Genomic DNA, 21,686 nt, shown 5'->3' with positions numbered 1-21,686 from the left:
CGTGATGTATCGCCTCGTGTTCTCGCAGGTCTTGCAGCGTCTCGACGCCGAGGCCGTGCACCATTTCACCGTGAGCGCCCTGGCGCTCCTCGCCCGGCTGCCGCTGGTCAAGCGGCTGCTGCACCGGGTGTTCGCGCCGCACGACCCGGCCCTGCGGGTGACCGCCTTCGGCGTGCACTTCCCCGGGCCGTTCGGGCTGGCCGCCGGCTTCGACAAGGACGCCGCGTGCGCCGAGGCCGTCGCCGCGCTCGGCTTCGGCCACGTCGAGGTCGGCACCATCACCGCCCACGGCCAGCCGGGCAACCCGCGGCCCCGCCTGTTCCGGCTGGTGCGGCAGCACGCGGTGATCAACCGGATGGGCTTCAACAACGCCGGCGCCGTGGCCGCCGCCCGCAGGCTCCGCCGTACGCGGGGCGTGCCGGTCGTCATCGGGGTGAACATCGGCAAGACCAAGGTGGTGCCCGAGTCCGAGGCCACGGCCGACTACGTGGCCAGCGCCAAGGAGCTGGCCCCGCTGGCCGACTACCTGGTGGTCAACGTCAGCTCGCCCAACACGCCGGGGCTGCGCAACCTCCAGGCCGTCTCGCTGCTGCGGCCCCTGCTCACCGAGGTCAAGCAGGTCGCCGACGCCACGCCGCGCCGTACGCCGCTGCTGGTCAAGATCGCCCCAGACCTGGCCGACGAGGACATCGACGCGGTCGCCGAGCTGGCCCTGGAGCTGGGGCTCGACGGCATCATCGCGACCAACACCACGATCAGGCACGACGGAGAGACCGGCGGCCTTTCGGGGCGCCCGCTCAAGGCGCGCTCCCTGGAGGTGCTGCGCCGCCTGCGCGCCAAGGTCGGCGACCGCCTCACGCTGGTGTCGGCGGGCGGGGTCGAGGACGTGGACGACGTCTGGGAGCGCATCCTGGCCGGCGCCACCCTGGTGCAGGGCTACACGGGCTGGATCTACGGCGGCCCGCTGTGGGCCGCGCACATCCACCGGCAGCTTCTGCGCCGGGTGCGCCGCCACGGCCTGAAGTCGGTGACCGAGGCCATCGGCCGCACCGCCTGACGCCCCCTATCGTAGGACGGTGATCGAACCAGTTGCCCTCACCGACGACGTCGTCCTCCGCCTCGCGACCGAGCAGGACCCGGAGGCCCTGCAGGTCGCCTACGTCCGCAACCGCGACCACCTGACGCCCTGGGAGCCGCGCAGGCCGGCGGAGTTCTTCACCGTGGAAGGCCAGGCCACGCGGCTCAAGGCGCTGCTGGAGCAGCAGGCCAGGGGCCAGGCCGTGGCGTGGGTGCTGGCCGACGGCGACCGCGTCGTGGGCCGCATGACGCTGAACGACATCGTCCGCGGCCCCTTCCTCAACGCCCACCTCGGCTACTGGATCGACTTCGGCTACCTCGGCCGCGGCCTGGCGACGAAGGCCGTGCGGGAGGTGTGCAGGATCGCCGACGAGGAGCTGGGCCTGCACCGGGTCGCGGCGGCCACGCTGCTGCACAACGAGGCGTCGCAGAGCGTGCTGCGCAAGTGCGGGTTCGAGCTGTTCGGCACCGCCCCGCGCTACCTGGAGATCGACGGCCGGTGGCAGGACCACCGGCAGTACCAGCGCATACTCAACGACCGCCCGGCCTACTGATCAGATGCTCGGCCGCGTCGACTCCGCGTGGTGGGTCATGGAGTCGATGCGGGCCATCACCTCGGTGACGCGCACAGAGCTGGGCCGGTGCGGGCGGCGCCGCTGCCACGGGTGCGGCCCGTTCAGCGGGCGATACTCGACGCCGAGTGCGTCCAGCCGGCCCAGGTGCTCGGCCAGGCGCCCGTCGAAGTCCGCCGCGGGCCCGCCCGACCAGGCCACCTCGGCCAGCGCGCAGGCGCGCGGCCACAGCCGGTAGTCCATCGTGCGGGCGTCGGGCACGCGCTCGGTCCAGAGCTGGGCCTGCACCCCGAGGACCCGGTCCCGCTCCTCCTGCGACCAGTCGGCGGGCGCGGGCGAGAACGCCGCCACGTCCGCCACCGTGATCGCGTCGCCGATGGCCATCGGCTCGTCGGGCGAGGAGGCCTCGGCGTAGTCGAAGTACAGCGGGAACACCGGGGTCGCCACGATGTCGTGCCCCGCCGCGGCCGCCCGGCGGCCCACGTTCATGCCGCGCCAGGGCATGACGATCGTGTCCTGGCGCAGCCCGCCGCTGACGAACGCCTCGTCCCACACCACGGCCCGCGCGCCCCGCTCGGCCAGCGCGTCGGCCAGCCGCCGCAGGAACCACGCCTGCAGGTCGTTGGTGGTCTCCAGGCCCAGCGAGTCGCGGTACGCGGCGATCTCCGCCGACGCCGCCCAGTGGTCGAGCACGACCTCGTCGCCGCCGATGTGCACGTACGGGGTCTCGCCCAGCGCCCCCAGCAGCTCGTCGAAGATCGTGGTGAGGAACTCCACGGTCGGCGGCAGCGGCGACAGGATCGCGGGGGAGATGCCCCACCGGTCGAGCACGTCGTACCGCTCCCCGGTGGCCCCGAACTCGGGGTAGGCCGCCAGGATCGCCGAGGCGTGCCCCGGCACGTCGATCTCGGGTACGACGGTGACGTACCGCGAGCGCGCGTAGGCACCCAGCTCGGCCAGGTCGTCGAGCGTGTAGTAGCCGCCGTGCGGCACCTCGTCGTAGGTCTCCGGCTCGCGGTGGTGGTTGGTCGCCGTACGCGGCCGGTGCGAGGCGACCTCGTGCAGCAGCGGGTACGCCCGGCTCTCCACCCGCCAGCCCTGGTCGTCCACCAGGTGCAGGTGCAGCCGGTTCAGCTTGTGCGCGGCCATCAGGTCGATCAGCCGCATGACCTCCCGCTTGGGGAAGAAGTGCCGCGCCACGTCGAGGTGCAGGCCCCGCCAGGCGAAGCGGGGCGCGTCCTCGATCCGCACCCCGGGAACGGGCCACGAGCCGCCGGCGGAGAACCGGTAGGAGGCGTCGGGCAGCAACTGGTGCAGCGACTGCGCCGCGTAGAACGCGCCAGCCCGGCCACCCGCCGCGATCTCCACGCCCCGGGAGCCGACCGTCAGCCGGTAGGCCTCCTCGCCCAGCTCCGGATCCCGCCGCACGTCGATCTCGCCGGAGTCGCCGGGCAGCGGGCCGAGCCGGGCCAGTGCCGTGCGCACGGCGTCCACCAGGTCGCCGGACACGGTCGCACCCGAGGTCAGCGTGTAGGAGGAGGAAAGATCACGAAGCAGCTGAGGGCGAGGAATCATGCTTCGAGATAGTGCTGCAATCCGTTCGCGAGCGCCAGGGCGATCTTCTGCCGGAACTTCGGGTCCTGGAACTTGGCCGCCTCGGCCGGGTTGCGCATGTTGCCGCTCTCGAAGAGCACCTTCGGCACCGTGGACAGGTTGAGCCCGCCGATGTCACTGCGGGGGTCGAGCGCGTTCTTGCCGATGTAGTTGGAGTACGGGATGCCCGTGCCCTTCCGGTACGCGTCGCGCACGGCGATCCCCAGCTTGGTGGAGGCGCCCACGACCTTGTCCACCGGCCCGTCGATCTTCTTGGGCAGGATGACGTGGAAGCCGCGGTGGTTGACGTTGTCGGAGCCGTCGGCGTGCACGGAGATCGCGGCGTCGGCCTCGGCCCTGTTGCCGATGGCGGCCCGCTCGGTGATGCACGGGCCCACACCGTCGTTGCTGGTCCTGGTCAGCTTCACGGTGGCGCCCCGGCCTTCGAGGATCTTGGTCATCCGCTTGGAGACGTCCCAGGTGAAGGCCGCCTCCGAGTAGCCACTGGCGGTCGCGGTGCCGGTGGTGTCGCAGGCCTTCCACTGGGTCAGCACGTTGACCTTGCGGTTGATCTGGGCGGGATGGCGGTAGTTGGCGCCGTTGTGGCCCGGGTCGATGACGATGACCTTGCCGTCGAGCGGCTTGGCGTCCGGCGGCGCCTGCTTGGCGGTGGCCGAGGACGGCGAGGCCTGTGCCTGGGTCGACGCGGGGGCGGCCTGACCTGCCGCGGCGCCACCGGATCCGGTGCCGCCACACGCGGAGGCGATCAGGCCGCAAACGGCGAGGACTGAGGCTGGTAGAGCACGCATGCCGTCCAACTTACGGCAGTGTGGGAGCTCAAGCCCGTCTTATGCCGAGCGTGGCGAGCCTTCAGGACGCGTTCACCAGACGCGCTCGCCGGCCTCCTGCCGCTCCAGCAGGGCGGCCAGCTCCCGCGCGTCCTCGGCGTCGAGGCCGAGGACGACGCGGGGGCGGCCCCACGGATGATCGAGCGAGTGGGCGACGTAGCTGGCGACCGATTCGGCGCCACCGTCGGTGCCCCGCCCCCTGCCCGCCCGCCACTGTCCCCAGGCGCGTTCGAGCTCGGCCGCCGCGCGCTGGGCACAGGACACCAGTTCCGGATCACGCATGACTGTTCCCCCGGATCAGACCGTGGCCGGAACGGATCCGGCCACTCTTAGCATGACCCTGACGAGTAAACCGCCGTGTGGCCGCGCCTCCACACGGCTTGACCCAGCCTTGGCACATCCTTAGGCAGGTCCCGTGCTCCGTCGCACGATCAGCTCGGGGCGGACCTCCCGCAGGCGCGCGACCTGGGCGGGATCACCGATCCGGTCGCTCAGCAGCGCGGCCGCCGACCTGCCCATGCTGCGGCGGGCCTGGTCGACCGAGGTCAGCGAGATGTGGGTGGAGGCCGACAGGTGCGTGTTGTCGTAGCCGACCACGGAAAGGTCCTCGGGCACGCGCAGGCCCAGCTCGCTCGCGGCGGAGAGCACGCCGAGCGCTACCACGTCGTTGGCGGCGAAGATCGCCGTGGGCCTGGGGTCGCGGGTCAGCAGCGCCGTCGCCGCCTGCCTGCCGCCCTCTTCGGTCGAGTCAGCGGCCTCGACCATGATGTACGGCGCCAGCGAGTGCCTGCGCATCGCCACGAGATAACCCTCGCAGCGCGACGATCGCCGGCCCTCGATGTGCGCGATCCTCTTGTGGCCGAGCTCGACCAGGTGGTCGATGGCCAGGCGGGCGCCGAGCTGGTCGTCGTCGACCACGATGTCGACGCCGTCGAGCTCGATGTCACGTTCCCCCACGACGACCGTGGGCGTGTACGCGGTGGCCTCGATCAGCGTCTCGCTGGTCGGCGGGATGCCGAGCAGGACCAGCCCGTCGACCCGCAGCTCGAGGAAGGCCTCCACGGCCTCGTCCTCGAACGCCGGGTCCCACTGGCTGTTCCCGATCAGCATGCGCAGCCCGTCGCCGTGCAGGCTCTCCTGCAGGCCGTCGAGGAACTCCGCGTAGAACGGGTTGTGCAGGTCGGCGACGAGCGCGCCGACCAGGTGGGTACGGCCTTCCACCAGGCTCCGCGCGACCGCGTTCGGCCGGTAGCCGAGCTCGCGGGCGGCCTGCAGCACGGCCTGGCGCCGGTGCTCGCTCACGTGCGGGGATCCGCGCAGCACGAGTGAGACCAGCGATTTCGACACGCCGGCTCGTTCGGCGACGTTACGGATGGTGGGTCTGGGCCGAGGCAGCGCGTCTACCTCTCTTAGCTCAGCGATGGTTGAAGTGTTGACGGGCGGTCCTGACATGTGTCTCCCCCGCGATGCGGATATGGGCACCTGTCTGACCAAACGATCGAGTTCGCCGCAGGGTACGGCCTTCGTTACGGATTGGCTCAACCTGAGGGGCGAAAGGCCGTCATTGACTGGAAGCTTCCACGTCAGCTATTGGGTGGGGCGTCGGATACCGTACAGATGTGACACCCGGGAAGTCAGCCGAGACGGCACGGCCGGCGCGGCGCAGGCTCAGCGTGGACCGGCGGCGTGAAGAGCTCATGGCGGCGGCGCTGGAGCTGTTCAGCACGCGCGACGCGGAGGACGTCTCGATCGACGACGTGGCCTCGGCGGCGGGCGCTTCGCGGGCCCTGGTCTACCACTACTTCGGCGGCAAGCAGGAGCTCTACGTGGCCGCGCTGAGGAGCGCGGCGGAGCAGCTGGAGTCCCGGCTGCGGCCCCAGGGGGGCGGCAGGCCGCTCGACGAGCTGGCCTCCGGGCTGCGGCGCTACTTCGACTTCGTCGAGGAGCACGCGGCGGGCTTCGCGGCGCTGCTGCGCGGCGGCCCGGCCAACAGGACGGGCGAGGTCGGCGAGATCGTCGACGGGGTGCGCAGGCGGCTGTTCCGCCTGATCCAGAAGCAGATGGGCGTCGAGGAGCCGAGCCCGGTGCTGCGCACGACGCTGCGGTCGTGGATCGCCTCCGTGGAGACCGCCGGCCTCGACTGGCTGGAGCACCGCGACCTCGAACGGCCCATGCTGGAGAAGCTCCTGGTGGAGCACATGGTCGCGCTGCTCGGTGTCGCCGCCGCGCACGACGGCGAGGTCGCCGGGCTGCTGGAGCGGCTGGCGTAGCGTCGCGACGGGGGCGCCGGGGTAAGGGGTGAGTGGGCAGGAAGGCAGGGAAGAGTGGCGCCGGCGCGGGCGGCGCCAACCTCCCCATCGTCACAGCGGTGGACCGGGCCAAGTGGCGACCTGGTCCACCCCTTCAAAACCCCCCTGAGGTCGGTGACCGACCTTCCCGCTACTCGGAACGCTGCTGCGGAATCCCCGCTAGCAGCGCGCGAACCTCGGTCTCCCGGTAACGCCGATGACCGCCGAGGGTACGAATCGACGTCAACTTGCCCGCCTTGGCCCACCGCGTAACGGTCTTGGGGTCGACCCTGAACATGGTCGCGACCTCAGCGGGCGTGAGCAGTGGCTCGGCCTCGGGTGTACGAGCTGACATTTGTGCGGCCTCTCCTCCGTGTGGACCGGCGTAGCGATCCTGTGACTGCCTTTGCGCGTGTCACGGATGTCCCCCTATGGCGCAGAGCGTGCGGCTTTTCTGAGCCATATGCGGCATCACCCGATGTGACCATACCGCCACGCAGAGCGATTGGCGAGCCCTTCTTTGACCCAACTGCCCGCCCCCGTGGCCATGTCACGCTCGGTGATTCTAGCGACACGGTTCGTGGTATCGCAGTGAAAACGGCAAACTACTCAGTTCGCAGAAGAGAGCAGCCGCGAGACGTGACCTACTCATGCAGGTCAGACGGCCGTATTGGGGCTCAGTTGGCAGATTCCAGCAGTTGCATTGACTTCCACCGCAGGATGACCCTCTGGTACATGGCGTAGGCAAGTTCTTCTTGACCCGTGTCCAGGCCCGTCAGAGCCGCTGAGAGCTCCGCGACGGACTGGTCCGCCTGCAGCGCGTCGTCGTCCATGAGGTGGACGAGACCGCCGTAGTCGAGCTCCACCAGCGAGTGGGGGTGGAACTCCTCCAGCCACCTGGCGACGTCCTCCACGTCGAAGTTGGCCGCGACGTCGCCGAGGTGCCTGCGCAGCACGCTGAGCGCCCGCGCCGTGCGCCTCCTGGCCTGGGCCATGGAGGTGACGTAGATCAGGTTACGCCCCGTAGTGGTGGTCACGTCCTGTCCCGGGTTGGCGGAGCCGAGCACCAGCCAGCGCTCGTTTCCATCAAACGGCACGAACCACGAAGGCGGCACGTGCCACGCCGTGGTGCGGATGTGCGTGCGCAACGCGTCGGAGCCGGCCTGCCGCTTGTAGCGGTCGAAGTCGTCGGCCGTCTGCTCGGCGATCGCCTTGGGCACGAGATGGTCCATCAGTTTCACCGGAGTGGTGCCACGAAGCCGTGAGAACGCCAGCCACGAGCGCAAACGGGTTTGCCAAGGGCAGACATAGAGCCGGTCCTCAACGCGCCGGAGATAGGCGTTGGGGCTCTCCTGGGCGGGAACGGGTTGAGGGGGCACGCCGAGCAGGCGCATGACGGACTCGCCGTGCTCCGCATTGAGCGCGTTCGCGCGCCGCGGGCGGTCACGTGAGTCGGCATAGTCGGCCCACACCTTGCGCTCGGGCTCGGCGAACGCGGTCAGTGGCTCATAGACACGGAGGTAGGCGGCATAGGGCAGCACGGAGGCATCGTGTCACGAAGCGAACCTGCGTGCACCGTCGAGGCTTACTACTCTGTGAGGTGATCTCCGCCGCGACGGTGCGGCGGACCGGACAGGGAGTCACTACCGTGACCGACGTCTTCGGAGCGTCTCACAAAGACGTTCACGAGCAGGTCGTCTTCTGCGCCGACGAGCAGAGCGGCCTGCGTGCCATCATCGCCATCCACAACACGGCGCTGGGCCCGGCCCTGGGTGGCACGAGGTTCTATCCCTACGAGAGCGAGTCCGCGGCCCTGGCCGACGTGCTCAACCTGGCCAAGGGCATGGCGTACAAGAACGCGCTGGCCGGCCTCGACCTGGGCGGGGGCAAGGCCGTGATCATCGGCGACCCGGCCCGTGACAAGAGCGAGGCGCTGCTTCGCGCGTACGGCAGGTTCGTCGAGTCGCTCGGCGGCCGTTACATCACCGCCTGCGACGTGGGCACCTACAGCGAGGACATGGACATCGTGGCCCGTGAGTCGCGCCACGTCACCGGCCGCACGCTCGCCCACGGCGGGGCGGGCGACTCCTCGATCCTGACGGCGTTCGGCGTGTTCCAGGGCATGCGGGCCTCGGCCGAGCGGGTCTACGGCACGCCGTCACTGCACGGCAGGCGGGTCGGCGTGGAGGGGGTCGGCAAGGTGGGGCACCGCCTGGTCGGGCTGCTGCGCGAGGACGGCGCCGAGGTGGTGGTCTGCGACGTGGACCCCAAGGCGGTCGAGCGGGTCCGGGCGCGGCACCCGGAGGTCGACGTGGTGGCCGACGCGCGCGCCCTGATGGCCGCCGACATCGACGTGTTCGCCCCGTGCGCGCTGGGCGGGGCGCTCGACGACGACTCGGTGACCACGCTGCGCGCGAAGATCGTCTGCGGCGCGGCCAACAACCAGCTCGCCCATCCCGGCGTGGAGAAGCAACTCGCCGAACGTGGCATCCTGTACGCACCCGACTACGTCGTCAACTCCGGCGGCGTGATCCAGGTCGCCGACGAGATCGGCGGGTTCGACATGGAGCGGGCCAGGTCGAAGGCGACCCGGATCTACGACACGACTCTGAAGATCTTCCAAATCGCGGCCGATGAGGGCGTTCCACCCGCGGTCGCAGCAGATAGGCTGGCCGAGCGCAGAATGTCGGAAGTCGGGCGTATTAGGGCCATTTGGCTAGGCCACTGACGCCCCGCGCCCATACGACGTACCGAGCTGGGCACAAAACAGGTACGGTAATAGGCGAACGATAGGCTGACGCCCGTAGTCAGGCGGCGTCAGTGTGTGGTGCGTTAGCGACGAGGGGTCGGGGACGACCCCACACGAGGGGGTCGAGCCAATGGGGCGCGGCCGAGCAAAGGCCAAGCAGGTCAAGGTTGCTCGCCAGCTGAAGTACAACAGCGGTGGCACGGATCTTGACCGTCTTCGCGACGAACTCGGGGTCGGAGACTCCAGCCGCAATGACGACGCCGACGACCTCAACGATGAGCTGGCGGATCGCTATGCCGATTACGCCGATGACTATGGCGCCGGAGACGACGACGATGACCGTACGTCCGGCCGTCGATAGCCGTTCTCCTGAGTGATGTGGCCGAGGGCCCGGTGGCGCAGATGCCGGGATCCTCGCTCACGCTCGTCGGGCCCCACGGGCAACCGTGGGGCTTTCGTCACGTGTGTCGGAAAGAAGCAGGGCGCATCACGATCGTTTCGTGATGCGTCCACTTCTGCGTGCGCCGGGCCCCGCGCGTCCGGCTCCACGCTCTGTGCGGGCTGGGTGCGCGTCGCGCCTCGGGCTCGACGCGGGTCGCCCCTGCGTCGAGTCACGTGATGTGCGTCGCTGCGCCGCATGACGCGCGCCGCCTCCGCAGGTGGAGGGCCAGGCGCCGCGTGGGCGCCTGACCCCGAGGTGCGTCAGCGGTAGCGGGCCTGCCCGCTGCCCGGCACGATCTCGCCCATCACCCAGGCGTCCAGACCGCGCCCGGCCAGCAGCCGGATGGCCTCGTCGGCCGCGCCGGCGGGCAGCACGGCCGCCATGCCGACGCCGAGGTTGAACGTGCGGTCCATGTCGCGCTGCGCGATCCGCCCGTACGACGACAGCACGCCGAAGACCGCCGGCGGCGTCCACGACGAGCGGTCCAGCAGCGCGTCGAGCTGCGCGGGCAGCGAACGCGAGAGGTTGCTCTCGATCCCGCCCCCCGTGATGTGCGCGTAGGCGTGCACCTCGACCGCCCTGGCCAGCTCCAGGCAGTGCAGCGAGTAGATGCGCGTCGGCTCCAGCAGCTCCTCGCCCAGCGGCCGCCCCAGCTCGGGCAGCACGGTGTCGAGTGACAGGCCGGCCTCCCGCAGCACGTGGCGGACCAGCGAGTAGCCGTTGGAGTGCACCCCCGAGGAGGCCATGGCCAGCACCACGTCACCGGCGGCCACCCGCTCCGGCCCGAGCATGGCGGAGGCCTCCACCACGCCGGTGCCCGCCCCGGCCAGGTCGTACTCGTCGGCGCCCATCGCGCCCGGGTGCTCGGCCGTCTCGCCGCCCACCAGCGCGGCCCCGGCCAGGCGGCAGCCCTCGGCCACGCCGCCGACGATCTCGGCGATGCGCTCGGGCACCACCTTGCCGCAGGCGATGTAGTCGGTCATGAACAGCGGCTCGGCCCCGCAGACCACGAGGTCGTCGAGGACCATGCCGACCAGGTCGATGCCGATCGTGTCGTGCTTGCCGTACTGCTGGGCGATCATGACCTTGGTGCCCACGCCGTCGGTGGAGGTCGCCAGCAGCGGGCGCCGGTACTTCAGCAGGGCGGAGGCGTCGAAGAGGCCGGCGAAGCCGCTGGCGTCGTCGACCACCTCGGGCCGCCGCGAGCGCGCCACCTTGTCCTTCATCAGCTCGACGGCACGCTCGCCCGCCTCGATGTCGACCCCGGCGGCCTCATAGGTGCTCACGGGGCCTCCTTCGTCGGCAGTGCGAGCACTGCACTGCTGCGTCTGATGGTTCGTTCGCCGCGCTCTCTCACGCTTTGCTCTCCAACACGAACTTGCCCACGTTGTCCTGGTCGATCGGGATCGGGTACTCGCCCGTGAAGCAGGCCCGGCAGAGCCGGTCGGCCGGGATCGTGGTGGCCTCGGTCAGGCCCTCCAGCGAGATGTACCCCAGCGTGTCGGCCCCCAGCGAGGCGCGGATCTCCTCGACCGACAGCGACCCCGCGATCAGCTCCGCCCTGGTGGCGAAGTCGATGCCGTAGAAGCACGGCCACTTCACGGGCGGCGAGGAGATGCGGACGTGCACCTCGCGCGCCCCCGCCTCGCGCAACATCTTGACGATGGCGCGCTGGGTGTTGCCGCGCACGATCGAGTCGTCCACGACGACCAGGCGCTTGCCCTCCACGACCTCGCGCAGCGGGTTGAGCTTGAGCCGGATGCCGAGCTGGCGGATGGTCTGCGAGGGCTGGATGAACGTGCGGCCCACGTAGGAGTTCTTCACCAGGCCCTGGCCGTAGGGGATGCCGCTCTCCTGGGCGTAGCCCACGGCGGCGGGCGTGCCCGACTCAGGCGTGGGGATGACCAGGTCGGCCTCCACCGGGTGCTCGCGGGCCAGCACGCGGCCGACCTCGACCCGGGTGACCTGGACGCCGCGCCCGGCGATGGTGGTGTCGGGGCGGGCGAGGTAGACGTACTCGAACAGGCAGCCCTTCGGCTCCGCCAGCGCGAAGCGGCGGGACCTGACGCCCTGCTCGTCGATCGTGAGCAGCTCGCCCGGCTCGACCTCGCGCACGAACGTGGCGCCCACGATGTCGAGGGCGGCCGTCTCCGAGGCGACCACCCAGCCGCGCTCCAGGCGGCCCAGGACCAGCGGGCGGATGCCCTGCGGGTCACGGGCCGCGTAGAGCGTCTTCTCGTCCATGAACACCAGCGTGTAGGCGCCCTTGACCTGCGGGAGCAGCTCGGCGGCCGCGTCCTCGACCGAGCGGCTGCGATCCTGCGCGAGCAGTGTGGTCAGGACCTCGGTGTCGGTGGTGGCGCGGATGGAGCCGGGCGCCAGGCGCTCGGCCAGCTCCGGGGTGTTGATCAGGTTGCCGTTGTGGGCCAGCGCCAGGCCGCCCACCTCGGTCGAGCTCAGCGTGGGCTGCGCGTTCTCCCACACACTGGATCCGGTCGTGGAGTAGCGGCAGTGCCCGATGGCCAGGTGGCCGCGCAGGGTGCTGAGCACCGACTCGTCGAAGACCTGGGCGACCAGCCCCATGTCCTTGTAGACGAGAATGCGGCTGCCTTCGCTGACCGCGATGCCCGCGGACTCCTGGCCGCGGTGCTGCAACGCGTACAGCCCGTAGTAGGTGAGTTTGGAAACTTCCTCGCCCGGAGCCCAGACGCCGAAGACACCGCAGGCGTCTTTGGGTGCGCGGTCGTGGGGGTCCAGGTCATGGCCGAGCCGGCCGTCGCCCTTCAGCACATGCCTCAGTTTAGGTCGGCCGCTTCCGTGCTCGCACACCCGGGTGTGAGATCAGAGCGCGTGGGCTGACCTGCCCGCATTCGAGCCGTCCCGGATGATCTCTCCTGTGAGGTTGTGGTTGGCCGCCGAGCCGAGGAAGACGATCAGCGCGGCCATGTCCTCGGCGGTGGAGAGCCTGCGGCTGGGCGTGCGGGCCGCGAGCCGGTCGAGGACCTCCTGCGGGAACGGGCGGACGCCGGTGACCGTGAGACCCGCGACGGCCACGTTCACCAGGATGCCGTCCCTGCCCGCCTCCCAGGCCAGGCCCCTGGCCAGGCCGTGCAGGGCCATCTTCGCGGTGCCGTACGGGCCGGGCCCCGGCACGCCCTCCTCGGCGATGCCGGACGAGACGAGCACGATCCGCCCCCACCGCCTGCGCCGCATCTGCGGCAGCACCGCCTGGACGAGCAGGGCGTTGCCGACCACGTTGGCGTGCATCATGGCCGACCACTCGGCGGCAGGGACGTCCTCGAACGCCACGCTGCCCGGCTGGATCCCGCCCCAGCGGACGGCGTTGGCCACGAGCGCGTCCACCGGGCCCGCCTGCGCCACGGCGGGCGCGATGGTGGCGTGGTCCTCCAGGTCGAGGTGGACGGCCGCGCCCCGGACGCCGGTCTCCTCGACGCGCTTGACGACCTCGGCGGCGCGGTCCGCGCCGCGATTGTAGGTGATCGTGACGTCCGCGCCCGCTCTGGCGTACGCGAGCGCGGTGGCGGCGCCGATGCCGGACGAGCCGCCGGTGATGAGTACGTGCACGGGGTATGCTCCTTCGTTAGCCGACTAATTAGCCAGCTAACTGGAGGCTCCTTCGGACTGCAAGGGCGTTTCGCTAGCAGTGAAAGTCGGGCGCGGCGCGCAGGAACCGGGACAGCAGCGCGCGCTCCTCGGCCGTGAAGCCGCGCTGGAGGTCCTCGTCGAGCTGGGTCCAGATGCCCTCCACCGGCTCGCGCAGGGCCTTGCCCTCGTCGGTGAGGTACACGCGGCCGATCCGGGGGCGGTCGGGGTCGGGGGCCCGGTGGACGAAACCCGCGCGCTCCAGGCGCTGGAGGGTCTTGGTGACGGTCGGCGGCTCGACGCCCAGCCTGGCGATCAGCTCGCCCTGCGTCAGGCCGTCCTCGCGCCACAGCTGGTTGAGCAGCAGCTCCTGGCCCACGTGCAGGCCCAGCGGGACCAGCGCGGCGGCGAGCTGGTTGCGGTGGGCCTTCATGAGCTTGATGAGCGCGTACGTCAGGGTCTCGTCCAGCATGCACTCATCTTGCCTCCCGCCTGGTGCTTTGGCGCATGGTGACCCAAGGATGAGCGGCCTCTTACCGTGTCGCGTGGTTTAGCCGACGGCTTCCGCGAAAGGGTGAAGTATCCGGCATGCAGACCCTCGGGAGACGCAGACGTGACCACACCTGAGGACCCGAACGAGCCCCGCGAGGGGCAGCGCCCGCACGGCGACCGGCCGCAGGAGGGCCGGCCGGAGAGCGAGCCGCCCCAGCACGAGCCCGACTGGTGGAGCGAGGGCACGCTTCCGGAGGACGAGCGGCCGCCCGAACGGCGCCCCGGCGAGAGCGAGCCGGGCGCCGGTGAGCGGTGGCCGGGCCCGCACGAGGGCGACCTGACGCCACGCTCCTACGAGAGCGGCCCGACCGGCGGCGACCAGGAGCCCGAGGAGTGGTCCGCAGGCGGCCCTCCCGGCACCGGCCCCACCGGAGGCGCGGCCCCCGGCGGCAGCCCGACTCCGGGCATCACGCCCGATCGAGGCCCGGAGCCGGAGGGCGTTCCCGGACGAGGCCCGGAGCGGGAGGGCGTTCCCGGACGGGGGCCGGGTGCGGAGGAGCCGATCGCGCCCGCGCCGCCCGTGGTGCCCCGCCCCGACGCGCCGCCGACGCACGAGCCCAGGCCGGCCGGCGGCCCGCCCCATCCCGACCTGCCCACCTCACCGGAGACCCCGGGCCCCGCCGAGGGCGACCCCGAGGCGACCCAGGTGTACCCGATCCCCGGCGCCACCCCGTCCTACCCGGGCTGGGGCGGCCCGCCGCCGCAGGAGGAGCCGCCCGCCAGGCCGGAGCCCTCCCGCTACGAGCAGGGCGACCAGCCGGAGCAGGACCCGACGGTCCCGGGCACGACACCCTCCAGCCCGTACGGCGGCCCGCCCGGCTACCCGCCGCCCCCGCCCCCAGGAGCCCCCTACGGCTCCCCGGCGGGCCAGTACGGCCAGGGGCAGACCCCGTACGGCCAGCAGACCCCGTACGGCCAGTACGGCCAGCCAGGCCAGCCGGGACAGTCGGGACAGCCAGGCCAGTACGGTCAGCCAGGCCAGTACGGGCAATACGGCCAGTACGAGCAGGAGAAGCCGGGCAGCGGCCTGGCCACGGCCTCCCTCGTGCTCGGCGTAGCCAGCCCCTTCCTGGTGTTCGTCTGCTTCACCGGCCTGATCACCGCGATCCTGTCGATCGTCTTCGGCTGGGTGGCGCTGGCCAAGCACGCGGGCAAGGGCCGCGCCCTGGCCGGCATCGCGATCAGCGTCCTGTCGCTGATCCTGTTCGCGATCGTGGCCATCTGGTTCTGGAACGTGGTGCAGGAGTGCGCCCACCTGCCGGGCCAGCTCGCGGACCGATGCTTCGAGAGCAAGTTCCCGTGGATGAGCGGCACCCGCTAAAGCGGCAAATATCCGGATAGGTCGGCTCGGGCGCCGCTGGCCGACACCGCGCCGTTGGCCATGGCCTCGTCCCAGGTCAGCCGCCCGAGCGCGAGCTCGATCCAGGTCCGCCCATCCATCTCGACCACGTTGGGCGGCGTGCCGCGCGTGTGCCGGGGCCCCTCGATGGCCTGCACGGCGGCGTACGGCGGCACCCGCACCTCGACCGTCCGCCCGGGCGCCGTGCTCGCCAGCCTGTCGAGCAGGTGGCGCACCGCCATCCTGGCCGCGTCGCGCTCGGGCCGCAGCCCCCGGTCGTAGGCCGCCAGCACGGCGGCCACGAGCGCGCCGGCCAGCCCGGACGCGGGCCCGTCGTAGGCGGGCTCGTCGAGCGCGACGAGCTGGCCGTCGAGGGCCGCCCTCAGCTTCTCCTGGTCCATCTTGCGTGGTGGCACCCCGCCATTCTCTCCCGGGAAGCGTTCATCGAGACGGAGGTCTTCGTTCACCTCCGGTTTCGACAGCGAACGTAGCCTCCCGGCGGTACAACCGCGCACATATCTGGAGGACCTGTGGCGAACCCCAACGCGGGGCCGCGGCTGCTGCCGCTGCTCTCCACCCCGCACAAAGGTGGCCGTTCCGCGTTGACCTGTCAGTTCCGCTGCGGAAACGCGTGCGCGCATGACGTGGCCAACACCACTGACAACGCCTACTTCGGCGACGTGGTGAAGGAGGCGCTGTCGCGGCGCGGCGTGCTGCGCGCCGGCGCGCTCGGCGCCGTCGTGGTGGGCGCGGGCGTGGCGGGCGCCGTGCCGGCCCTGGCCGACGAGCCCGAGGCGGCCGCCAGGGGCTGGAACGGCGGTGGCGGCAGTGACATCCGCTTCACCCCCGTGCAGCCGAACACGGATGACGCGCTGACCATCCCGGACGGCTACCAGTCCTCCGTGGTCGTGCGCTGGGGCGACCCGGTGCTGCCCGACGCGCCGGCGTTCGACTTCGAGAACCAGACCGCCGACGCCCAGAGCAAGCAGTTCGGCTACAACTGTGACTTCGTGACCGTGTTCCCGATGGGCCGCGACCGCGCCCTGATGTGGGTCAACCACGAGTACTCCGACGAGAGCCTGATGTTCCGCGGTTACACCGGGGGCACGGCCGCGACCGAGGAGCAGATCAGGATCGGGCTGGCCGCGCACGGCGGCTCGGTCGTGGAGATCGAGCGCGCCGGCAACACCGGTCAGTGGAAGCTGGTCACCAAGGGCCGCCGCCGCTACAACCGGCGCATCACCGCCCAGACCCCGATGCGCTTCAGCGGCCCCGCCGCCGGCAGCGACCTGCTCAAGACGGCCGCCGACCCGAAGGGCACCACGCCCATCGGCATGCTGAACAACTGCGCGGGCGGCACCACCCCGTGGGGCACGGTGCTGACCGCCGAGGAGAACTTCAACCAGTACTTCGTCAACGGCGACAAGGTGCCAGAGGCGCAGAAGCTCTACATCACGCGTTACTCGATCACCACCGGCACCCCCTCCTCCAGCCGCCGGTTCGACCGCGTGGAGGAGCGCTTCGACCTGGCCAAGCACCCGAACGAGGTCAACAGGTTCGGGTGGATCGTGGAGATCGACCCGTTCGACCCCGACTCGACGCCCATCAAGCGCACCGCGCTCGGCCGCTTCGCCCACGAGGCCGCCACGACGACGCTGGCCCGCGACGGCCGCCTGGTCGTCTACATGGGCGACGACTCGCGCTTCGAGTACATCTACAAGTTCGTCTCCAAGGACCGCTACATCCCCGGCTTCGACCGCCACAACCGGGCGCTGCTGGACGAGGGCACCCTGTACGTGGCCAAGTTCACCGGCGACAGCCCGGCCGCCGAGCTGGACGGCTCCGGCAAGCTGCCCTCCGACGGCCAGTTCGACGGCTACGGCGAGTGGAAGCCGCTGGTCTCGGGCAACAGGTCGTTCGTGGACGGGATGACCGCCCAGGAGGTCCTGGTCTACACCCGTTCGGCTGCCGACAAGGTGGAGGGCGGCGCGACGAAGATGGACCGCCCGGAGGACGTGGAGCGCAACCCGGTCACCGGCGGCGTCTACGTGGCCCTGACCAACAACACCAACCGCACCGCCGCCCAGGTGGACGAGGCCAACCCGCGTCCCTCCAACAAGCACGGCCACGTGCTGGAGATCGTGGAGCGGCGCAACGACGCGGGCGAGCAGACGTTCGCCTGGTCGCTCCCGCTGGTCTGCGGCGACCCGAACGACCCCGCCACCTACTTCGCCGGCTTCGACAAGACCAAGGTCTCGCCGATCTCCTGCCCGGACAACGTGACGTTCGACAAGGACGGCAACCTGTGGATCTCCACGGACGGCAACGCCCTGGAGAAGAACGACGGCCTGTTCGTGATGCCGGTCAGGGGCAAGGAGCGCGGCTACGTGCGTCAGTTCCTCACCGTGCCGATCGGCGCCGAGACCTGCGGCCCGCTCGTCTCCGACGACCAGCGCAGCGTCTTCGTGGCGGTGCAGCACCCCGGTGAGACGGACGACGCCAGCCCCGAGACCCCGAGCAGCCACTGGCCCGACGGCGGCAGCAGCCAGCCGCGCCCGTCGGTGGCCGTGGTCTGGCACGCCAGGAACAAGAAGATCGGCGCTTGACCTCAACTTAACTTGAGGCCGTAGCGTCCATGCCATGAGCATGGAAGTGACCGCCTGGCACCAGCTGTACTCGATGAACAACAAGCCCGAGCGTCGCTCTGTGTCCAGGGCGACGCTCCGGCGTATCGGCGCCTTCGCACGCCCGCACCGCCGCAAGATCTCCTTCTTCCTGCTGCTCAGCGTGGTGACGGCGGGCCTGGCGGTCGGGGCGCCGCTGCTCGCGGGCCGGGTGGTGGACGCCATCTTCACCGGCGAGCCGATCGGCGTGGTCGTGACGGTGGCGCTGGCGATCGCCGGTCTGGCGATCGCGGAGGCGGGGCTCGGCCTGCTGAACCGGTGGCTGTCGGCGGGGCTGGGCGAGGACCTGATCCTCGACCTGCGTACGGCCGTCTTCGACCACGTCCAGCGGATGCCGGTCGCGTTCTTCATGCGCACCCGCACCGGCGCCCTGGTCAGCCGGCTGAACAACGACGTGATCGGCGCCCAGCGGGCCTTCACCGACACGCTGTCCGGCGTGGTCGGCAACCTCGTGACGCTGATGCTGACGCTCGTCGCGATGATCGGCATCTCCTGGCAGATCACGCTGCTGGCGCTGCTGCTCCTGCCCGTGTTCGTGCTGCCCGCCCGGCGGATGGGCACCAGGATCGCGCGGCTGCGGCGCGAGGCGGCCGACCACAACGCGGCCATGGGCACCCAGATGACCGAGCGCTTCTCCGCGCCGGGCGCGACGCTGGTCAAGCTGTTCGGCCGGCCCGCGCACGAGTCGGCCGAGTTCGCCAGCAGGGCCCGCCGCGTGCGCGACATCGGGGTGCGCTCGGCCATGACCCAGTCGGCCTTCGTCACCGCGCTGACGCTGGTCTCGGCGCTGGCGCTGGCCCTGGTGTACGGGCTCGGCGGCTTCTACGCGCTGGCGGGCCAGCTCGCGCCCGGCGCGCTGGTGTCGATGGCCATGCTGCTCACCCGCCTGTACGCGCCCCTGACGGCCCTGGCCAGCGCCCGCGTGGACGTGATGAGCGCGGTCGTCAGCTTCGAGCGGGTCTTCGAGGTGCTCGACCTCAAGCCGCTCATCCAGGACAAGCCGGACGCCCGCGAGGTGCCGGACGGGCCCGTCACGGTCGAGTTCGACGACGTGCGCTTCGCCTACCCCTCGGCCGACAAGGTCTCGCTGGCCTCGCTGGAGGAGGTGGCCACGCTCGACACGCGCGGCGGCGTCGAGGTGCTGCACGGCGTCTCGTTCCGGGCCGAGCCCGGGCAGATGGTGGCGCTGGTCGGCTCGTCCGGCGCGGGCAAGTCCACGATCGCGCAGCTCCTGCCCCGCCTGTACGACGTGGACTCGGGCGCCGTCCGGCTGGGCGGCGTGGACGTCCGTGACCTGAGCGCCGACTCCATCCGCGACACCCTCGGCATGGTCACCCAGGACGGCCACCTCTTCCACGAGACGATCCGCGCCAACCTCCTGCTGGCCAGGCCGGAGGCGAGCGAGGAGGAGATCTGGGACGCCCTCACCCGCGCCCGGCTGGCCACGCTCATCAGGTCGCTGCCCGACGGGCTCGACACGATGGTGGGCGAGCGCGGCTACCGGCTGTCGGGCGGCGAGCGCCAGCGGCTGACGATCGCCCGCCTGCTGCTGGCCAGGCCGCGCGTGGTGATCCTGGACGAGGCCACCGCGGCGCTCGACTCCACCTCCGAGGCGGCCGTGCAGGCGGCGCTGGGCGAGGCGCTCGAAGGCAGGACCGCCGTGGTGATCGCGCACCGGCTGTCCACCGTCCGGGCCGCCGACCTGATCCTGGTGATCGAGGACGGCCGGGTGGTCGAGCGCGGCACGCACGCCGAGCTGCTCGCAGCCGGGGGCCGCTACGAGGAGCTGTACCGCACTCAGTTCGAGGACCCGACGGTCTCCGGGGTGGTGGCGGCCTGAGGCTCCATGGTCTCCGGCCGGGGGCGCAGCGAGTAGAGCGCCACCGGGATGGCCGCCAGCACCACGACCGCGGCGACGACCAGCGTGAACCGGTAGCCGTCGAGGAAGGCGGGCAGCGGCGGCAGGCCGCTCGCGTTCTGCCTGGCTGTCAGCAGCGCCCCCAGCACGGTGATGCCGAGCAGGCCGAAGACCTCGCGGGAGACGTTGAGCACGCCCGAGGCGACGCCTGAGCGCTCCTTGGGCATGCCGTTCAGGATGGCCGAGGTCAGGGGGACGAGCAGGCCGCCGCCGAGGCCGTACAGGATGAACCAGGGGGCGACGTCGGTGAAGTCGCCGTCGGCGCCGACGCGCGAGATGAGGTAGATCGCGATTCCCATCAGCGCCATCCCCAGCGCGACCGTGCGGCCGATGCCCAGCCGCGCGCTGACCTGCTGCGACAGGATCGCCATGACGCCCATGACCAGCGCCATCGGCACGAACGAGGCGCCTGCCTGGGTGGGCGAGAAGCCGAGCACGTTCTGCAGCCACAGGGCGCTGAAGAAGTAGATGCCGAACACCCCGAACGACCAGATGCCGCTGGTCAGCACGCCGCCGGTGAAGACGCGCGACCTGAACAGCGAGACCGCGATCATCGGCTCGGCGGCCCGCGTCTCGACCAGCACGAACAGCGCGGCCGCCGCGGCGAACGCGCCGAACGCCGCCAGGATCGGCGCCGAGGCCCAGCCGAGGCTCTCGCCCTCGATGAGCGCGAACGTCAGCGCGAACAGGGCCAGCGCCGACAGGGCCAGGCCCGGCAGGTCGAGGCCGCGGCGCACCCGCGTGAAGGCGGGCCGCACGGCCCACAGCGCGAGCCCGCCGGTGACCACGCCGATCGGCACGTTGATCAGGTAGATCCAGCCCCAGTGCAGGTTCTCGCTGATGAGGCCGCCCAGGGTGGGCCCGAGCGCCATGGACAGCGCCCCCGACGCGCTCCAGATGCCCACCGCCCGGCCGCGCTCGGCGGGATCGGGGAAGAGCTGGGTGATCAGCGCCAGCGTGGTCGGCGTCAGTAGCGCGGCGCCGACGCCCTGCACGGCCCGCGCGGCGATCAGCATCCCGCCCGAGGTGGCCAGCCCGGCGGCCAGCGAGGCCAGCGTGAAGACGGCCAGCCCGCCGAGGAACACCCTGCGGGCGCCCAGCACGTCCGCGAGCCGCCCGCCGGCCAGCATGAGCCCGGCGAAGACCAGGATGTAGGAGCTCACGATCCACTCCAGGCCGGAGATCGTCAGCCCCAGCTCCCGCTGGATCGTCGGCAACGCGACGTTCCCCACGTTGTTATCCAAATAGGTCATGAAGGTGCCCAGGGTCACCGCGACCAGTGCCCACCAACGCATGACGGTTCCTCCTATACAGCGTACTTGTACGTCGTATAGTGGAACTTGTACGTCGTATAGTTGTCAACCGTGATGGGAAAACTGACCGCGCAGGCGATCGCCGAGCGGGCCCTGGAGATCGGCGACACCGAGGGCCTCGACGCCGTGACCATCCGCCGCCTGGCCACGGACCTGGGCGTCACTCCGATGGCCCTCTACTGGCACTACAAGAACAAGGAGCAACTGCTCATCGGCATGGCCGACCACCTGATCGGCGGCTTCGCGCCAGGGCCCGCCGACGACCGGCCCTGGCAGGCCCAGCTCCGCGACCTGGCCGAGGGCCTGATCAGGACGCTGCGCACGCACCCCTGCGCCAAGAACGTGCTGGAGCAGATCGACCCGGTCGCGGTGCCGAGCTTCCTGGCCGTCTGGGACCAGGCGCTCGGGCTGGCCCGCGCCGCCGGGTTCGGCGTGGACGAGAGCTGCCTGATCACCAAGTACCTGCTGCAGAGCGCCATCGCCATCGCCGACGCGCCCGTCCACGGGCAGGCCGAGCCCGATAGGGCGGAGCGGGTCAGGGCCAAGCAGGTCGGGTTGCAGACGCTGCCCGCGGACCGCTACCCGTACCTGGTGGAGATGGCCGGGCCGCTGGTGAACGGCACGGACCCGGTGCTGTACGACACGTTCGGCGTCGACCTCGTGCTGGGCGGCATCGAGGCGCTCGCGGCCAGACGTTAGAGTCCGGTC

21 protein-coding genes are annotated in these 21,686 nt (G+C 71.1%); 9 read left to right on the top strand and 12 right to left on the bottom strand.

Going from position 1 to position 21,686, the window contains the following annotated elements:
- The first annotated feature begins 4 nt into the window (after positions 1-4).
- Positions 5-1,057: a quinone-dependent dihydroorotate dehydrogenase gene (locus LCN96_RS52970; RefSeq protein WP_225269956.1), complete on the top strand. Its 1,053-nt coding sequence runs from the start codon at positions 5-7 to the stop codon at positions 1,055-1,057.
- Between the two features lie 19 nt (positions 1,058-1,076).
- A complete protein-coding gene (locus tag LCN96_RS52965; RefSeq protein WP_225269955.1) occupies positions 1,077-1,631 on the top strand; it encodes a GNAT family N-acetyltransferase in 555 nt (184 codons plus the stop codon).
- Here LCN96_RS52965 and LCN96_RS52960 read toward each other — a convergent pair whose 3' ends face one another.
- From LCN96_RS52960 to LCN96_RS52945, 4 genes are all read right to left on the bottom strand, one after another.
- Positions 1,632-3,224 carry a beta-N-acetylhexosaminidase gene (locus LCN96_RS52960; protein WP_225269954.1) on the bottom strand — a complete coding sequence of 531 codons (1,593 nt, stop codon included), beginning with the start codon at positions 3,222-3,224 and terminating at the stop codon, positions 1,632-1,634.
- Complete coding sequence (locus LCN96_RS52955; RefSeq protein WP_225269953.1) at positions 3,221-4,051, bottom strand: N-acetylmuramoyl-L-alanine amidase; 831 nt, start codon at positions 4,049-4,051, stop codon at positions 3,221-3,223. Before LCN96_RS52955 ends, LCN96_RS52960 begins: the two co-directional genes overlap by 4 nt.
- A gap of 72 nt (positions 4,052-4,123) precedes the next feature.
- On the bottom strand, positions 4,124-4,372 hold the full coding sequence (locus LCN96_RS52950; RefSeq protein ID WP_225269952.1) for a hypothetical protein: 249 nt from the start codon (positions 4,370-4,372) through the stop codon (positions 4,124-4,126).
- Positions 4,373-4,492: 120 nt separating this feature from the next.
- Positions 4,493-5,542, bottom strand: coding sequence for a LacI family DNA-binding transcriptional regulator (locus tag LCN96_RS52945; protein ID WP_397351837.1), 1,050 nt, complete (start codon positions 5,540-5,542; stop codon positions 4,493-4,495).
- A 167-nt stretch (positions 5,543-5,709) separates the two neighbouring features.
- Between LCN96_RS52945 and LCN96_RS52940 the strand changes: the two genes are divergently transcribed.
- A complete protein-coding gene (locus tag LCN96_RS52940; protein WP_225269951.1) occupies positions 5,710-6,360 on the top strand; it encodes a TetR/AcrR family transcriptional regulator in 651 nt (216 codons plus the stop codon).
- A 169-nt stretch (positions 6,361-6,529) separates the two neighbouring features.
- Here the strand turns inward: LCN96_RS52940 and bldC are convergent, their stop codons facing one another.
- Entirely contained in the window at positions 6,530-6,733 is a 204-nt protein-coding gene (gene bldC, locus LCN96_RS52935; protein ID WP_013133571.1) for a developmental transcriptional regulator BldC, read from the bottom strand.
- A 322-nt stretch (positions 6,734-7,055) separates the two neighbouring features.
- Positions 7,056-7,919 carry a hypothetical protein gene (locus tag LCN96_RS52930; protein WP_225269950.1) on the bottom strand — a complete coding sequence of 288 codons (864 nt, stop codon included), beginning with the start codon at positions 7,917-7,919 and terminating at the stop codon, positions 7,056-7,058.
- 107 nt (positions 7,920-8,026) lie between these two features.
- Here LCN96_RS52930 and LCN96_RS52925 point away from each other — a divergent pair, with 107 nt between their 5' ends.
- On the top strand, positions 8,027-9,106 hold the full coding sequence (locus LCN96_RS52925) for a Glu/Leu/Phe/Val family dehydrogenase (protein WP_225269949.1): 1,080 nt from the start codon (positions 8,027-8,029) through the stop codon (positions 9,104-9,106).
- Positions 9,107-9,257: 151 nt separating this feature from the next.
- On the top strand, positions 9,258-9,488 hold the full coding sequence (locus LCN96_RS52920) for a DUF3073 domain-containing protein (protein WP_225269948.1): 231 nt from the start codon (positions 9,258-9,260) through the stop codon (positions 9,486-9,488).
- A 341-nt stretch (positions 9,489-9,829) separates the two neighbouring features.
- Here the strand turns inward: LCN96_RS52920 and purM are convergent, their stop codons facing one another.
- From purM to LCN96_RS52900, 4 genes are all read right to left on the bottom strand, one after another.
- Positions 9,830-10,855, bottom strand: coding sequence for a phosphoribosylformylglycinamidine cyclo-ligase (gene purM / locus LCN96_RS52915; protein ID WP_225269947.1), 1,026 nt, complete (start codon positions 10,853-10,855; stop codon positions 9,830-9,832).
- A 67-nt stretch (positions 10,856-10,922) separates the two neighbouring features.
- Positions 10,923-12,359, bottom strand: coding sequence for an amidophosphoribosyltransferase (purF, locus tag LCN96_RS52910; protein WP_225269946.1), 1,437 nt, complete (start codon positions 12,357-12,359; stop codon positions 10,923-10,925).
- Between the two features lie 51 nt (positions 12,360-12,410).
- A complete protein-coding gene (locus LCN96_RS52905) occupies positions 12,411-13,154 on the bottom strand; it encodes an SDR family NAD(P)-dependent oxidoreductase (RefSeq protein WP_225269945.1) in 744 nt (247 codons plus the stop codon).
- Positions 13,155-13,227: 73 nt separating this feature from the next.
- Positions 13,228-13,644: a MarR family winged helix-turn-helix transcriptional regulator gene (locus LCN96_RS52900; protein ID WP_225269944.1), complete on the bottom strand. Its 417-nt coding sequence runs from the start codon at positions 13,642-13,644 to the stop codon at positions 13,228-13,230.
- Between the two features lie 141 nt (positions 13,645-13,785).
- On the opposite strand from LCN96_RS52900, the gene LCN96_RS52895 reads away from it, so the two are divergent.
- Positions 13,786-15,045, top strand: coding sequence for a DUF4190 domain-containing protein (locus LCN96_RS52895; protein ID WP_225269943.1), 1,260 nt, complete (start codon positions 13,786-13,788; stop codon positions 15,043-15,045).
- Here the strand turns inward: LCN96_RS52895 and LCN96_RS52890 are convergent.
- Positions 15,042-15,479 (bottom strand): sterol carrier family protein, encoded by a 438-nt coding sequence (locus tag LCN96_RS52890; protein WP_397351836.1) that lies wholly within the window; start codon positions 15,477-15,479, stop codon positions 15,042-15,044. The genes LCN96_RS52895 and LCN96_RS52890 overlap by 4 nt on opposite strands.
- Before the next feature lie 114 nt (positions 15,480-15,593).
- Here LCN96_RS52890 and LCN96_RS52885 point away from each other — a divergent pair, with 114 nt between their 5' ends.
- Both LCN96_RS52885 and LCN96_RS52880 read left to right on the top strand, forming a co-directional pair.
- On the top strand, positions 15,594-17,669 hold the full coding sequence (locus LCN96_RS52885; protein WP_225269942.1) for a PhoX family protein: 2,076 nt from the start codon (positions 15,594-15,596) through the stop codon (positions 17,667-17,669).
- A 34-nt stretch (positions 17,670-17,703) separates the two neighbouring features.
- Entirely contained in the window at positions 17,704-19,587 is a 1,884-nt protein-coding gene (locus tag LCN96_RS52880; RefSeq protein ID WP_225269941.1) for an ABC transporter ATP-binding protein, read from the top strand.
- On the opposite strand, the gene LCN96_RS52875 is transcribed toward LCN96_RS52880, so the two are convergent.
- The gene (locus LCN96_RS52875) at positions 19,545-20,960 is read right to left on the bottom strand and encodes an MFS transporter (RefSeq protein WP_225269940.1); all 1,416 of its coding nucleotides are present in this window, start codon (positions 20,958-20,960) and stop codon (positions 19,545-19,547) included. The genes LCN96_RS52880 and LCN96_RS52875 overlap by 43 nt on opposite strands.
- Positions 20,961-21,032: 72 nt before the next feature.
- On the opposite strand from LCN96_RS52875, the gene LCN96_RS52870 reads away from it, so the two are divergent.
- A complete protein-coding gene (locus LCN96_RS52870; RefSeq protein WP_225276257.1) occupies positions 21,033-21,677 on the top strand; it encodes a TetR/AcrR family transcriptional regulator in 645 nt (214 codons plus the stop codon).
- Positions 21,678-21,686 lie beyond the last annotated feature (9 nt).

This window comes from Nonomuraea gerenzanensis (assembly GCF_020215645.1).
GTDB classification, from domain to species: Bacteria; Actinomycetota; Actinomycetes; order Streptosporangiales; family Streptosporangiaceae; genus Nonomuraea; species Nonomuraea gerenzanensis.
Note: the sequence above shows the minus strand (reverse complement) of the source record. Positions and strands in the feature narration are given on the sequence as shown.

Bases quoted from the DNA above. Each gene is read 5' to 3' on its own strand.
- LCN96_RS52900 (WP_225269944.1), bottom strand. From the start codon at position 13,644: ATGCTGGACGAGACCCTGACGTACGCGCTCATCAAGCTCATGAAGGCC.
- LCN96_RS52920 (WP_225269948.1), top strand. From the start codon at position 9,258: ATGGGGCGCGGCCGAGCAAAGGCCAAGCAGGTCAAGGTTGCTCGCCAG.
- LCN96_RS52950 (WP_225269952.1), bottom strand. From the start codon at position 4,372: ATGCGTGATCCGGAACTGGTGTCCTGTGCCCAGCGCGCGGCGGCCGAG.
- LCN96_RS52875 (WP_225269940.1), bottom strand. From the start codon at position 20,960: ATGCGTTGGTGGGCACTGGTCGCGGTGACCCTGGGCACCTTCATGACC.
- LCN96_RS52870 (WP_225276257.1), top strand. From the start codon at position 21,033: ATGGGAAAACTGACCGCGCAGGCGATCGCCGAGCGGGCCCTGGAGATC.
- bldC (WP_013133571.1), bottom strand. From the start codon at position 6,733: ATGTCAGCTCGTACACCCGAGGCCGAGCCACTGCTCACGCCCGCTGAG.
- LCN96_RS52955 (WP_225269953.1), bottom strand. From the start codon at position 4,051: ATGCGTGCTCTACCAGCCTCAGTCCTCGCCGTTTGCGGCCTGATCGCC.
- LCN96_RS52960 (WP_225269954.1), bottom strand. From the start codon at position 3,224: ATGATTCCTCGCCCTCAGCTGCTTCGTGATCTTTCCTCCTCCTACACG.
- LCN96_RS52945 (WP_397351837.1), bottom strand. From the start codon at position 5,542: ATGTCAGGACCGCCCGTCAACACTTCAACCATCGCTGAGCTAAGAGAG.
- LCN96_RS52970 (WP_225269956.1), top strand. From the start codon at position 5: ATGTATCGCCTCGTGTTCTCGCAGGTCTTGCAGCGTCTCGACGCCGAG.
- LCN96_RS52880 (WP_225269941.1), top strand. From the start codon at position 17,704: ATGAGCATGGAAGTGACCGCCTGGCACCAGCTGTACTCGATGAACAAC.